This is a genomic window from Variovorax sp. RKNM96 (assembly GCF_017161115.1).
In the GTDB taxonomy this organism is placed as follows: domain Bacteria; phylum Pseudomonadota; class Gammaproteobacteria; order Burkholderiales; family Burkholderiaceae_C; genus Variovorax.
In genome coordinates this window covers 6,795,287-6,808,611 of the sequence record NZ_CP046508.1, presented here as the reverse complement: position 1 = coordinate 6,808,611, position 13,325 = coordinate 6,795,287, and the positions used below count along the sequence as shown (strand labels likewise).

The following is a 13,325-nucleotide window of genomic DNA, read 5'->3' as shown; positions in this document are numbered from 1 at the left end:
GGGAACTCTCGAAATGCGTTGTCAGTGCGGGAAGGGCCAGAGCCGCAACTTCTCCTTGGCCGTGGACCACAGCCGCGCGAGGCCATGCGGCTCGACGATCAGGAAGAACACGATCAGCGCGCCGAAGATCATGGTCTCCAGGTGCGAGGCGAGCGCGGTGGAAATCGAGAAGCCCAGCCACGCGGGCAGCTGGTTCAGAAAGAGCGGCAGCAGCACGATGAAGGCGGCGCCGAAGAAGCTGCCCATGATCGATCCGAGCCCGCCGATGATCACCATGAACAGCAGCTGGAACGAGCGGTCGATGCTGAACGCCGCCGGCTCCCACGCACCCAGGTGGATGAAGCCCCACAGCGCGCCGGCCACGCCGACGATGAAGCTGCTCACTGCAAAGGCCGTGAGCTTGGCGTACACCGGGCGGATGCCGATCACCGCGGCGGCCACGTCCATGTCGCGCATCGCCATCCACTCGCGGCCGATGGCGCTGCGCACCAGGTTCTTGGCAAGCAGCGCGAACACCACCACGAAGAGGAGGCAGAACAGGTACTTCTGCACCGGCGACTCGATCGGCACGCCGAACACGTTGAGCCCCGCCACGCTCACCGAACCCGAGGACGAGTTGTTGGTGAACCACTGGATGCGCAGGAACGCCCAGTCGGTGAAGAACTGTGCGGCCAGCGTGGCCACTGCGAGGTACAGACCCTTGATGCGCAGGCTCGGAATGCCGAAGAGCACGCCGATCACCGTCGCGCACAGGCCGCCCAGCAGCAGCGAGGCGATGAGCGGCATGCCGTCGATTCGCACCTGGAAGTTGTAGGCCGCGTACGCGCCCACTGCCATGAAGGCGCCGGTGCCCAGCGAAATCTGGCCGCAGTAGCCGACCAGGATGTTGAGGCCCAAGGCCGCGAGCGACAGGATCAGGAAGGGCGTGAGGATGGCGCGCATCCAGTAGTCGGACACGCCCAGCGGCACGACGATGAACGCGACGAGCAGCAGTACCAGCATCGCGATGCGGTCCTGCGCGATCGGGAGGATCTGTTGATCCGCGCGATAGCTCGACTTGAATTGACCGTTCTCTCTGTAGAACATGACTCAGACCCGATCGATGATTTTTTCGCCGAACAGGCCTTGGGGCCGAACCAGCAGGAAGACCAACGCCAACACATAGGCGAACCAGATCTCGATGCCGCCACCGAGCATGGGGCCGAGATAGATTTCAGACAGCTTCTCGCCCACACCGATCAAGAGGCCGCCGATGATCGCGCCCGGAATCGAGGTGAGCCCGCCGAGGATCACCACCGGCAGCGCCTTCAGTGCCACCAGCGACAGCGAGAACTGCACACCGAGCTTGGAACCCCAGATGATCCCGGCCACCAGCGCCGAGAAGCCGGCCACCGACCACACGATCACCCAGATGCGCTTGAGCGGAATGCCGATGGACTGCGCCGCCTGGTGGTCATCGGCCACCGCGCGCAGCGCTCGGCCGGTCGCGGTCTTCTGGAAGAAGATGGCCAGCACCACCACGAGGGCTGCGGCCACCAGCGCGGCGATCAGGTCCTCCTGGCTCAGCAGCAGACCGCCTTCGAAGGTGCCTTGCAGCACCATCAGCGGTTCCTTGGGCATGCCGACGTCGATCTTGTAGATGTCGTTGCCGAAGATGGTCTGGCCCAGGCCGTCCAGGAAGTAGGCGATGCCCAGCGTGGCCATCAGGAGCGTGATGCCTTCCTGGTTCACCAGCTTGCTCAATGCGAGTCGTTCGATGAGCCAGGCCACCACCACCATCACCGCCATCGCGGCGATGAAGGCCAGGATGTTCGCGAGGATCTGGTTCTGGAAGCCGAACCACAGCGGGAACCATTCGGAGAACCGCGCCATGGCGAGCGCCGCGAACAGCACCATCGCGCCCTGCGCGAAGTTGAAGACGCCCGAGGCCTTGTAGATCAGCACGAAGCCGATGGCGATCAGCGAATAGAGCATGCCGACCATGAGGCCGCCGAACAGGGTTTCGAGGAAAAATCCCATGGTCAATGTCTTTCTTGTTTTTCTCCCTCCCCTTCCGGGGGAGGGTTGGGGTGGGGGCACGCGGCGCTTGATGGAGCGCGGTTGTGTTGCGAGGGCCGTCGTGCCCCCATCCCAGCCTTCCCCCAGAGGGGGAAGGAGCAATGCATCGGGGTCGGGTGTGGCATGGCGTCAGTGCTCCACACCCAGATAAGCCCGGATCACGTCTTCGTTGTTGCGCACTTCGTCCGGCGTGCCGTCGCCGATCTTCTTGCCGTAGTCGAGCACCACCACGCGGTCGGAGATGTCCATCACCACGCCCATGTCGTGCTCGATGAGCACGATGGTCGCGCCGAACTCGTCGTTCACGTCGAGGATGAAGCGGCTCATGTCCTGCTTTTCCTCGACGTTCATGCCGGCCATCGGCTCGTCGAGCAGCAGCACCTGCGGCTCCATCGCGAGCGCGCGGCCGAGGTCCACGCGCTTTTGCAGGCCGTAGGGCAGGCGGCCCACCGGCGTCTTGCGGTGCGCCTGGATTTCGAGGAAATCGATGATGTGCTCGACGAATTCGCGGTGCCGCAGTTCCTCGCGCTCGGCCGGGCCCCAGCGGAAGGCCTGCGCGAGCAGGCCGCTCTTCATCTTGAGGTTGCGCCCCGTCATGATGTTGTCGAGCACGCTCATGCCCTTGAAGAGCGCCAGGTTCTGGAAGGTGCGCGCCACGCCCATCTCGGCCACCTGGCGCGAGTTCATGTGCTTGAAGGTCTGGCCGCGGAAGGTGATGGAGCCCTGCTGCGGCCAGTACACGCCGTTGATGCAGTTCAGCATCGAGCTCTTGCCCGCGCCGTTCGGGCCGATGATGGCGCGCACTTCGTGCTCGCGCACGTTGAAGCTGATGTCCGTCAGCGCCTTCACGCCGCCGAAGCTCAGCGAGATGTTCTGCACGTCGAGGATGACCTCGCCGATCTTTCGAGCGCTCATGCGGCCGCCTTCACGATGGGGAAAGTCTTCGCCTCGACGATCTTCAGCGTGGCGCTCACCACGCCCGTGCGTCCGTCCTCGAACTTGACCTGGGTCTCGATGTATTGCTCGGTCTTGCCGCCATAGAGCGCATCGAGCAGCACCGCGTATTTCTCGGCGATGAAGCCACGGCGCACCTTGCGCGTGCGGGTCAGCTCGTCGTCGTCGGGGTCGAGCTCCTTGTGCAGCACGAGGAAGCGCGCGATCTGGGTCTCGCCCATGCCGTCTTCGCTCGCGAGGTCGGCGTTGACCTTGCCGATGCATTCGGCAATCAGCGCCAGCACCTCGGGCTTGCCGGCCAGGTCGACGTAGCCGCCATAGGCCAGGCCCCGGCGCTCGGCCCAGTTGCCCACCGCTTCGAAGTCGATGTTGATGGCCGCGCAAACCTCGTCGCGCGCGTTGCCGAAGCACACCGCTTCCTTGATCTGCGGAAAGAACTTGAGCTTGTTCTCGATGTAGTTGGGCGCAAAGATCGCGCCGCTCACGAGCCGGCCCACGTCCTTCGCGCGGTCGATGATGCGCAGGTGCCCTTCGCTGTCGAGCACGCCCGCGTCGCCGGTGTGGAAATAGCCGTTGGCATCGAGCACTTCGGCGGTGGCGTCGGGGCGCTTGTAGTACTCCTTGAGCACCGAGACGCCGCGCACCAGCACCTCGCCGTCTTCGGCGATCTTCAGTTCGATGCCCGGCGCGGCGGTGCCCACGGTCTGCAGCTTGACCTTGCCGTCCTGCTGCAGGCACACGTAGGCGCAGGTCTCGGTCTGGCCGTAGAACTGCTTCAGGTTCACGCCGATGGAGCGATAGAAGCGGAACAGGTCGGGCCCGATGGCCGCGCCGGCCGTGTAGGCCACGCGGATGCGGCTCATGCCCAGCACGTTGCGCAGCGGCCCGTAGATCAAGAGGTTGCCGAGGCCATACATCAGCCGGTCGCCCGTGCTCACCGGCGCGCCGTTGAGGATGTCCGCGCCCACGCGCTGCGCGAGCGCCATGAACTTCGCATAGAGCCAGCGCTTCGGAGCCGCCGCGTCTTCCATGCGGATCGACACCGCAGTGAGCAAGCCTTCGAAGGTGCGCGGCGGGCCGAAGTAGTAGCTCGGGCCGATCTCGCGCATGTCGTTCATCACCGTCTCGGCCGACTCGGGGCAGTTGAGCGTGAAGCCGCCCACCAGCCACTGCGCCACCGAGAACAGGTGGTCGCCCACCCACGCCATCGGCAGGTAGCTCATGATGTTGTCGCCGGGGCCGAGCCTGTCGGTCTCCACGCCGCCGCGGCCCGCCGCGATGAAGCTCGCATGCGTCTGGCACACGCCCTTGGGACGGCCGGTGGTGCCCGAGGTGTAGAGGATCACGCCGACATCGGTGGCCTCGCCGCTCGCCACGGCGCGGTCGTAATAGCCGACGTTGGCCTTGTCGAACTCGCGGCCCAGCGCGCGCAGTTGCTCGTAGCTCATGAGCCCGGGCTGGTCGTAGTGGCGCAGGCCCTTGGGGTCGTCGTAGATGATGTGGCGGATGCCGTGCTGCTGGTCCTTCTGCAGCTCGCGGCACTCGAGCAGCTTGTCGACCTGCTCCTGGTCTTCGACGATCACGAATTCGATGGCCGCGTCCTGCAGCATGAAGACCATCTCGCTGGCCACCGCGTCCTGGTACAGAGGCACCGGCACGCCGCGCAGGCTCTGCGCCGCGACCACCGCCATGTACAGGTGCGGCCGGTTGGCACCCACGATGGCGAGGTTGTCGAAGGCCTTGAAGCCGAGGCTCGCGAGGCCGCAGGCCATCTCGCGCACCTCCTCTGCCACAGCGTTCCAGGTCCAGGTCTGCCAGATGCCGAGGTCTTTCTCGCGCACGGCGGGCGACTCGGGTTGGGCCTGGGCGTGCGCGAGCAGCAGCCGGGGGAAGGTGGGGTCGTTTGTTTGCACAGTGGGCGGATCGTAGGCCTCACTTTGACGCCCGCTTGTCGTTCCGACGACAATCCTAGGGACACTACTCCCCGGAGTTTCCCGATGCCTCACGGCAATCTCAACCAGAGTCCTCTCGGCACGCTTGGCACGCCTGGCAATTCGATCAAGGACCGCGTGCGTCCCGCCAATGCCGCGGAACTCGGCGGCATTCCCTGGTTGCCTACGCTCACGCCCGCCGAGCGCCGCCGCGCCGAGGCCGCGCTGGTGGTGGGCGAAGCCGAGCCCGGCGACCTGGTCTGCCGCGTCGGCCGCTCGCCCACCTACTGGTTCGGCGTGGTCGAGGGGTTGCTCAAGATGAGCAACGACAACGCCGATGGCGGCTCGGTCACCTACACCGGCGTGCCGCCCGGCGGCTGGTTCGGCGAAGGCACGGTGATGAAGCGCGAGCCCTACCGCTACAACATCCAGGCGCTGCGCCGCAGCGTGGTGGCGGGGCTGCCGATCGAGAGCTTTCATTGGCTGCTCGATCACTCGATCGGCTTCAACCGCTTCGTGATGAACCAGCTCAACGAACGGCTCGGCCAGTTCATCGCGGCGCTGGAGATCGACCGGCTCAACAACCCCGACGCGCGCGTGGCGCGCAACCTGGTGTCGCTGTTCAACCCGGTGCTGTACCCGGGCGTGGGCGAGGTGCTGCGCATCACGCAGCAGGAACTGGCGTACCTCGTGGGCCTCTCGCGCCAGCGCGTGAACGAGGCACTCAACGGACTCTCGGCGCAGGGGCTGATCCGCGTGGAGTACGGGGGCCTCCGCGTGCTCGACCTGCCGGGCCTGCGCGTGAGCGCGATGTCGAACAAGAAGAACGCCTCGGCGGAAACGGAAACCTCATGACCCTCAAAGACCAGCTCCAGGTCGTGCCCGCGAACGCGGAAGCGGCTTTCATTCCACCGGCAGATGTACCGAAGGCGAAAGCCGAAGACACCGGCCCGACGCTCGAGCAAGCCATCGAACGCAACGAAGCGCTCACCGAGAAGATCGATGCGCTCGATGCCATCCTCGCCAAGCCCCTCAGCGAAATTCTTGCGGACCGCGAGAAGGCCGAAGAGGCCGCGCTCGCCTGGGACCGCTTCGGTGCGATGTGGATGCTTTCGCAACGTGCGATGCGGCGCGTGGCCCTCGACCTCGCCGCGCAGCAGGGCGTGAGCGAAGAAGAAGTCGTCGCGCGTGCGATGACGCATGCCAATGCGGTGCTCAACGGGGCGGACGAAGTCGACCTCGGCGGCACCATCGCCCCCGCGCAACTGCAGCACATCGCGCGGCACCGCGCGTTCCTGCGCAAGCAATTCCGTACCGGTTGAGCCACAGGGCCTCTCGATACCCCTTAACCTCCCCGCCTTCGTTCAAGAAAGACTGTCCCGATGACCGCTTCCCACCTCACCCTGATCACCGGCGCCTCGCGCGGCCTGGGCCGTGCCATGGCCGAACAGCTGCTGCAAGCCGGCCATGTGGTGCTCGGCATTTCGCGCAAACAGGATGCGCAGCTCGCCGAGGTCGCCAAGTCGGCCGGCGCCGAACTCACGCAATGGGAGCAGGACCTGTCCGACCCCGTCGCCGCATCGGCCCGCGTGTCGGCCTGGCTCAAGACCCTCGATGCGCAGCGCTTCGACAGCGTGACCTTGATCAACAACGCGGGCACCGTCGGCAACCCGGCACCGCTGGCCGGCGCCGTCGCTGGCGAGCTGTCGCTGGCGCTGCGCATCGGCCTCGAAGCGCCGATGCTGCTGACCGCCGCGTTCCTCAACGCCACGCGCGAATGGCGCGGCGCGCGCAAGGTGCTGAACATCTCGTCGGGCCTGGGCCGCAACGCGATGGGCAGCCAGGCACCTTACTGCGCGGCCAAGGCCGGCATGGACCGTTTCTCTCAGGCCGTGGCGCTCGAGGAAGCGGCTGCACCGAACGGCGCGCGCATCGTCTCGCTCGCGCCCGGCATCATCGATACCGACATGCAGGTGCAACTGCGCGGCGCATCGGCAGAGAACTTTCCGGACCGCACGCGCTTCGTGAGCATGAAGGAGGAAGGCCGGCTCGACAGCCCCGCTAGCGCGGCTGCCAAGGTGCTCAAGTACCTGGCGCGCGAGGACTTCGGTGCGAACCCCGTGGCCGACGTGCGCGACCCGGCCTGAATGCCCTCAACACCGAAAGCGCGCACGACCATGGCCACCGCAAAGTCGATCGACACCAACGACTACAAGCTCTTTCCGTCGCCGAGGAACGTGCACCGCGTCATCTTCGAACACCAGGTCTTCGTGCCGTACCCGTACGCACTGATCGTGATGGACGAGTTCTACTTCAAGGGGCGCTACAGCCTGTTCTCGGCGTGCAGGATGAGCGACGGGAAGATGGGGCAGGTGGCGACGTTCGAGGATGCCTCGGACGTCGATATCTTCAACACGAAGTTCGTGCCGGATTGAAGTGCACGTGTCGCTGACTTGTCCCCTCTCCCCTTGGGGAGAGGGCTAGGGTGAGGGTTGGGGCCTTTGCATACACGCGGCTCTTGCGGATGGCGCCTATTTTTGCGTCCATCTTGATAAGGGTGAGTGCTACAGCCTGAGCTACTTTGGATTGGCGGCAAGCACAGTAGGCTGGCCGTACATGAGCGAATCTTGGGAAGTCGGAGTGCGGCCAGGAGCGGTCCTACGTCGACCGGGCCCATTTGCCTGATAGCCGACCTTCGCAGCGCACGAGCAACAGATTCTGCAGGGTCTGGAGCGACCGCTTTTGAAGTGCGTGCACGCCAACTGTGCCGCCATCAACAATCGAGAGCGGCCCACTCTTTTTTGGGCGATTCAAGTTTCAAGGCCGAGCCAACATGGGAGGATGCTCGAATGAGTGTTGGAATTGAAATCGGGCTCGGTGATCTTTCCCCTGAGCTATTAGGTCTGCTGTCCCGCACTTCGGCTGGGACTCCGATGTATGTCGAGCCCGCTGGCATTGATGGTGCGGATTTCTATGGCGAGTTTGGCGGGATGCTTTGTTTTGGGCGCTCGGCGCGTGACCACAGTTCGGCGTCACAACTGGCTGCCTTCAGTGCTTATGCCCTGTCCGCGGGCATCGCTGCTGGAGCGCTTGAGCCATTGACGAAATTCGACAAACCGTACGTCCTCATCCCGAGGACTCCAAGCGGAGCGCTCGAAGAACTTGATGTAAGCATTGTCGGAGCTGATGCGCTCCACACGGCGCTTGTCTCGATTGCTTCCCACATCGGCCTGTCACTGAATGACGGCGTGCTCAGCGACTCCCAAGCGCAAGCAATCAATGATGGCGAAGGTGACGACTCGCTCATCGACTTTCAGGTCATCTGGTTGCTCTTGTTTGAGGCGGCTCGGTTGTGCTCCAAGACAGGCACCGCGCTCGTCGTGGCGTAACTATGGGCCTCTTCATGGCAGCGGCATATGGCCAGAACCCAGACATTCGTGGCGCCCCTCCAATTCGTTCACCAGACACGCTAGATGCAGTTCCTGTTCGAAATCGAGGACGTGTTCGACATTGGCGGTCGAGGGTGCGTGCTCGTTCCTGGCGTCCCGAACACACTCCGACGCGACGTGAAGGTTGGAGAACTCCTTTTGATCGTCACACCCAGCGGCAACGAGGTGCGGACGAACATCGCTGCGTTCGAGCACATCAGTCGGGGGCGTCCAATGGTGCATGCGCCGTTTTCGTTGCCGCGGGCAGTCACCAAGGCGGACCTGCCTCTGGGCTCGAAGGTCTATTTTCTTAACGCCACTCACGCCTGACGGCCAAGAGCGGAAGTACGATTCAAACGTCCAACGCCGGCCTGCCATTCCGCAATGCCCATGTCCGGACTTGCCCCACCAGACCCTCAGCCCGCTAACGGAAAATCAATGACCGAAACGACCAAAGTCAAAGGCCCCGCCTCGTACTTTCCTTCGATTGAAAAGACCTATGCGAAGCCAATCGCCCACTGGATGAATGTTCTTCAGGATGCAGGCCCTCTCAAACACATGGAACTCGTGAACCGGCTCAAGACGGAGCATCAGATCGGTCACGGACACGCCAACGCGCTGGTGGCGGCGTTCTTGGCGAAGAAATAAAGAAGGTCAGCCGCTCGAACGTTCATGTGCGGTGAGGTCAGAGTTCGGCCAATAGCCGACTTTCGCAGCCTCGGTCTTCGTTGGAAACAGAAAAAGGAAAAGGCCCATGGAAGCAGAAGCGATCGTTGCGGATTGGAAGCGTCGACTGGTTGCCATGGCAGAAAACCCTCCCTACGTTTTCAGTCGAACGCCTCAAAACCTGATTGAAGAGTATCAGTCGAACCAGATGGATTTCATCGGCTTCACTGAAGCCGAAATCTTGAAAGCGGAGCTGCTTCTGCGAGGGAGATTCCCTGCCGTCTTTCGCGAATATCTTCTCCAGATGGGGCGCTCACCTGGACGTTTGTTCAGAGGCAGCGAGCTGGCCAATTTGGTGGAGCTTGAAGAGTTTCGCGTCAGCGCCGAAGAATTGATAAGAGAAACAGACACATCTCTAGCCCTGCCTCCAAGCGCAGCGGTCTTCTTGTTTCATCAAGGCTGTTGCTTTACTTATGTTCTAGCAGATGGCAGCTTTGATAGCTCACCGATGCAGTGGATCGAGCAGGATCGTGAGCCAACCTCGGTGGCCGCCACGTTTGCAGATATGGTGAGCGCCGAACTGCAACTGATGGAAGAGAACGATCTGAGCTCGCATAAGTCTGGCGGCTATTGGCTTACCGTCTATCCTGGGGGCGCGACACACGAACAGCACCCTGCGCGGGCGAGCGGCGTACGACCATTGGACATGGTTCCTCGCTGACAAGCTAGCTCGCCGGCACCGACGTCAGGCCCGGCGTGAAACGCGTTTCGCAGGCCTTGTTCAGCCCCCCAATTGATCGAACGCTCGACCTCAGCTTGTCGAACGACTTCGTCGTGATCAGAAGCGGCGCCTGTCTGCTCTCCACCGGTGACCGCATTCGTGCCGCACAGCAATCGACCCCTGAGCGTCCGCTTTTAGCAAGATCGACTTACTCCTTCGGGTCCCTTAAGAGACGTCGGACGTCGCTGCGTCGCGGGCCCTCACTCCACCCCCTCCCAAGAGGAGAGGCAGCCAGACATCACTGCAGCACGAACCGGTCCCGCTGCGCTTGCGCGCACTCACCCATCACGTTCAACGCACGCGACACCGCAGGCGTGCCGATCACGAACGGATTCGCCGCACCCGCCGGCTGCTGCTTCAGCGCGGCCAGCTTGCCTTGCGAGCCGTCGTAGCCCGAGTGGTTCGACACCAGCACGTCGATCTTCTGCGCCTCTGCCACCGTGCCCATGCGCCGCGTCGCATCGATATAGCTCCCCAGCCGCGGCACGTTCTTGCCGAAGTTGAAGGCGGTGCCGCCCCAGAGCATCGCGCGGTGCTTCTGGCCGTTCGATGTCACGTCGAACACCGGCGAGATCGTGCCCATGGTGTGGCCCGGCGTGATGTACAGCGTGACGGTGGTGTCGCCGAGCACGAGGCGGTCGCCGTCCTTGACTGACAAGTCGCCAGCGCCGCGCTTGGGCGGTGCGCCCCAGACCGGCGTCGCGAATTCGAGCTTCGTCTCGGTCATCGTCCAGTCGGCTTCGCTCATCACCACGCGGGCACGGTACTTCTGCGCGAGGTAGGGCGCGCCGCCGTAGTGGTCGCCGTGGCCGTGCGTGACGACCACGTACTTGATCTGCGCCGGGTCCAGGCCGAGCCTGCGCATGCCGCCTTCGATGAGCGCGGCGGCTTCCATCTGGTTGTTGAGCGCATCGATGAGGATGATGCCGTCCGAGGTCTTGATCGCCCAGGCGCTCACCCAGTCGGCGCCCACGAAGTAGAGGTTGTCGAAGGTCTTGCCCGGCGGCGGCGCGGGCTTGTCGATGAGCGCCCTGAGGCCCTTGTCCAGCTCGGCCTGCGGCGGCTGCGCGGCGGGGGCGGGCTTGCAGAGTGTGAGGAGCGGCGCGAGGTCGGTGCCCGCATCGCGCGTGGCCGCGGCGACGTGCGCGGCGATGGTGGCTTCGGAAGGAGGCTGCTGGGCCGGTGTCTGCGCGCAGCCCTGGATGAAAGCGGCAACCGCTGCCAGGGCGGTTGTCTTCAACAGCAGGGTGCGTGAGTTCTTGCGAAGAAGAAATGCCATCGGTGTCTCCATGCCGTAGTCGCGGCCCGTTGTGGAGACACCATTCTGCGACGCGAAGGCTTATTCGATGGTCGCGCCCGAGGCTTGCACGATGCCCTTCCACTTCTCGTAGTCCGTCTTCAGCAGCGCGCCGAACTGGTCGGGCGTCATGCTCTCGGGTTCTGCGCCCTGGCCGATGATGGCGGCCTTCATCTCGGGCGTGGCCAGCAGCTTGTTGATCTCGGTGTTCAGCGTGGCGACGATGTCCTTGGGCGTGTTGGCCGGCACGAAGATGCCGTACCAGGTGCTCACGTCGAAGCCCTTGTAACCGAGCTCGGCCACGGTGGGCGTCTCGGGCAGCGAGGTGCTGCGCTTGGCGGAGGTGACGGCCAGCGGACGCAGCTTGCCGGCCTTGATCTGCGCCATGGCCGAAGGCACCGACGACACCATCAGGTCGACGTTGCCCGCGAGCACGTCCATCATGGCCGCGTTGGAGCCCTTGTAGGGCACGTGGCGCATCTTGATCTTGGCGGCGCTGTTGAAGATCTCGCCGGCCAGGTGGATGGTGGTGCCGTTGCCGGGCGAGCCGTAGGTGACGGTGTCGGGCGCGGCGCGCGCGGCCTTCACCACGTCGTCGAGCGTCTTGAACTTCGAATTGACCTGCGTGACGATCACCACCGGCGTGTAGGCCACGTGGGCCACGGCCGTGAGGTCTTTCACCGGGTTGTAGCTCAGGTTCTTGTAGAGCCAGGGCGCCACGACCATGTTGTCCTTCTGGCCCATCACGATGTCGTAGCCCGTGGGCGCGGCGCGCGCGGCCTCGGCGATGCCGATGGTGCCGCCGGCGCCGCCGCGGTTGTCGGGCACCACGGTCCAGTGGTGGGCCTCGGTGAGCTTCTGCGCGACCAGGCGCGCCAGGATGTCGGTGCCGCCGCCGGGCGGGAAGGGCACGATCATGCGGATGGGCTTGGCGGGGTAGCTCTGCGCGTGCACGGCAACTGCCGCAAAAGCCAGGGGAAGTGCCAGCGCAAGGGCCAGCGAGCGGGTGAGTTTGCGGATCATGGGTTTGTCTCTTTGTCTGGACGGATCGGGGTTGCAGCAGGGGCGATGGAGGTCTTTTGGCCTCACTGCACCAAGGGTGCAGTGTGCCGCAAGCGCCGCGCCGGTGTTTTCGTGGTTCGCGATGGGCCCCGTATCAGACGGCGGCGACTTGACAGGGCCGTTTCGGCACCGAACATGAATATCGATCCACACGAAGGAGACATCCATGCTCGGAAACATCGATGCGACGGCCAACCTCGCGGTGAAAGACCTCGCGGTGGCCCGCCGCTTCTACGAAGGAACGCTGGGCCTCGCCAAAGTCGACGCGGAGGGCGACGAAGTCGTGGTCTACCGCAGCGGCAATACGCGCATCAACGTGTACCGCTCGTCGTTCGCCGGCACGAACCAGGCGACGGCCGTGACCTGGGAGGTCGGTGCGGACATCGAGCGCCTCGCCGCGGCGCTCAAGGCCAAGGGCGTGCGCTTCGAGCACTACGACATGCCCGATACGAAACTCGAAGGCGACCTCCATGTCATGGGCGACATGAAGGTCGCGTGGTTCAAGGACCCGGACGGGAACATCCTGAACCTGATCAACGGCTGATCGATCAGCCGAAGTTCTTGGCGACGAAGTCCCAGTTCACCAGCTTGGCCAGGAAGGTCTCGACGAACTTCGGGCGCAGGTTGCGGTAGTCGATGTAGTAGGCGTGTTCCCAGACGTCCACCGTCAGCAGTGCGGTATCTGCAGTCGTCAGCGGCGTGCCGGCGGCGCCGGTGTTCACGATGTCCACCGAACCGTCGGCCTTCTTCACGAGCCACGTCCAGCCCGAGCCGAAGTTGCCGACAGCCGACTTCACGAAGGCTTCCTTGAAGGCGTCGTAGCTGCCCCACTTGGCATCGATGGCCTTGGCCAGCGCGCCGGTGGGTGCGCCGCCGCCCTGGGGCTTCATGCAGTTCCAGAAGAAGGTGTGGTTCCAGATCTGGGCGGCATTGTTGTAGATGCCGCCGCTGGCCTTCTTGATGATCTCTTCCAGCGTGAGGGCTTCGAACTCGGTGCCCTTTTGCAGGTTGTTGAGGTTCACCACGTAGGCGTTGTGATGCTTGCCGTAGTGGTACTCGAGGGTTTCCTTCGAATATTCGGGTGCCAGTGCGTCGAGCGCATAGGGCAGGGGTGGGAGCTTGTGTTCCATCGTGGTTCCTTTGGGGTT

At 64.0% G+C, this 13,325-nt stretch carries 16 protein-coding genes; 9 read left to right on the top strand and 7 right to left on the bottom strand.

The window, feature by feature from the left end; translation table 11 throughout:
• Positions 1–21: 21 nt before the first annotated feature.
• From GNX71_RS31790 to GNX71_RS31775, 4 genes are all read right to left on the bottom strand, one after another.
• Positions 22–1,086, bottom strand: a complete 1,065-nt coding sequence (locus tag GNX71_RS31790; protein WP_206176085.1) for a branched-chain amino acid ABC transporter permease — start codon at positions 1,084–1,086, stop codon at positions 22–24.
• Between the two features lie 3 nt (positions 1,087–1,089).
• On the bottom strand, positions 1,090–2,019 hold the full coding sequence (locus GNX71_RS31785) for a branched-chain amino acid ABC transporter permease (protein WP_206176084.1): 930 nt from the start codon (positions 2,017–2,019) through the stop codon (positions 1,090–1,092).
• Between the two features lie 168 nt (positions 2,020–2,187).
• On the bottom strand, positions 2,188–2,973 hold the full coding sequence (locus tag GNX71_RS31780) for an ABC transporter ATP-binding protein (protein WP_206176083.1): 786 nt from the start codon (positions 2,971–2,973) through the stop codon (positions 2,188–2,190).
• Positions 2,970–4,925: an AMP-binding protein gene (locus tag GNX71_RS31775; protein ID WP_206176082.1), complete on the bottom strand. Its 1,956-nt coding sequence runs from the start codon at positions 4,923–4,925 to the stop codon at positions 2,970–2,972. Before GNX71_RS31775 ends, GNX71_RS31780 begins: the two co-directional genes overlap by 4 nt.
• Positions 4,926–5,009: 84 nt before the next feature.
• Between GNX71_RS31775 and GNX71_RS31770 the strand changes: the two genes are divergently transcribed.
• The 8 genes from GNX71_RS31770 to GNX71_RS31735 all read left to right on the top strand — a co-directional run bounded on the left by GNX71_RS31770 (position 5,010) and on the right by GNX71_RS31735 (position 9,758).
• Positions 5,010–5,798: a Crp/Fnr family transcriptional regulator gene (locus tag GNX71_RS31770; protein ID WP_206176081.1), complete on the top strand. Its 789-nt coding sequence runs from the start codon at positions 5,010–5,012 to the stop codon at positions 5,796–5,798.
• Positions 5,795–6,265: a hypothetical protein gene (locus GNX71_RS31765; protein ID WP_206176080.1), complete on the top strand. Its 471-nt coding sequence runs from the start codon at positions 5,795–5,797 to the stop codon at positions 6,263–6,265. The genes GNX71_RS31770 and GNX71_RS31765 overlap by 4 nt, the downstream gene beginning before the upstream one ends.
• Positions 6,266–6,325: 60 nt before the next feature.
• Positions 6,326–7,090, top strand: a complete 765-nt coding sequence (locus GNX71_RS31760; protein WP_206176079.1) for an SDR family NAD(P)-dependent oxidoreductase — start codon at positions 6,326–6,328, stop codon at positions 7,088–7,090.
• 30 nt (positions 7,091–7,120) lie between these two features.
• The gene (locus GNX71_RS31755; protein ID WP_206176078.1) at positions 7,121–7,378 is read left to right on the top strand and encodes a hypothetical protein; all 258 of its coding nucleotides are present in this window, start codon (positions 7,121–7,123) and stop codon (positions 7,376–7,378) included.
• Positions 7,379–7,792: 414 nt separating this feature from the next.
• A complete protein-coding gene (locus tag GNX71_RS31750) occupies positions 7,793–8,332 on the top strand; it encodes a hypothetical protein (protein WP_206176077.1) in 540 nt (179 codons plus the stop codon).
• Positions 8,333–8,416: 84 nt separating this feature from the next.
• Complete coding sequence (locus tag GNX71_RS31745) at positions 8,417–8,701, top strand: hypothetical protein (protein WP_206176076.1); 285 nt, start codon at positions 8,417–8,419, stop codon at positions 8,699–8,701.
• Positions 8,702–8,809: 108 nt separating this feature from the next.
• On the top strand, positions 8,810–9,019 hold the full coding sequence (locus GNX71_RS31740; RefSeq protein WP_206176075.1) for a DUF4287 domain-containing protein: 210 nt from the start codon (positions 8,810–8,812) through the stop codon (positions 9,017–9,019).
• Between the two features lie 106 nt (positions 9,020–9,125).
• Entirely contained in the window at positions 9,126–9,758 is a 633-nt protein-coding gene (locus tag GNX71_RS31735; protein ID WP_206176074.1) for an SMI1/KNR4 family protein, read from the top strand.
• 298 nt (positions 9,759–10,056) lie between these two features.
• Here the strand turns inward: GNX71_RS31735 and GNX71_RS31730 are convergent, their stop codons facing one another.
• A complete protein-coding gene (locus GNX71_RS31730) occupies positions 10,057–11,097 on the bottom strand; it encodes an MBL fold metallo-hydrolase (RefSeq protein WP_206176073.1) in 1,041 nt (346 codons plus the stop codon).
• A 60-nt stretch (positions 11,098–11,157) separates the two neighbouring features.
• Entirely contained in the window at positions 11,158–12,138 is a 981-nt protein-coding gene (locus GNX71_RS31725) for a tripartite tricarboxylate transporter substrate binding protein (RefSeq protein WP_206176072.1), read from the bottom strand.
• A gap of 205 nt (positions 12,139–12,343) precedes the next feature.
• Here GNX71_RS31725 and GNX71_RS31720 point away from each other — a divergent pair, with 205 nt between their 5' ends.
• Entirely contained in the window at positions 12,344–12,721 is a 378-nt protein-coding gene (locus GNX71_RS31720; protein ID WP_206176071.1) for a VOC family protein, read from the top strand.
• A 4-nt stretch (positions 12,722–12,725) separates the two neighbouring features.
• Here GNX71_RS31720 and GNX71_RS31715 read toward each other — a convergent pair whose 3' ends face one another.
• Entirely contained in the window at positions 12,726–13,307 is a 582-nt protein-coding gene (locus GNX71_RS31715) for a Fe-Mn family superoxide dismutase (protein WP_206176070.1), read from the bottom strand.
• Positions 13,308–13,325: the final 18 nt, after the last annotated feature.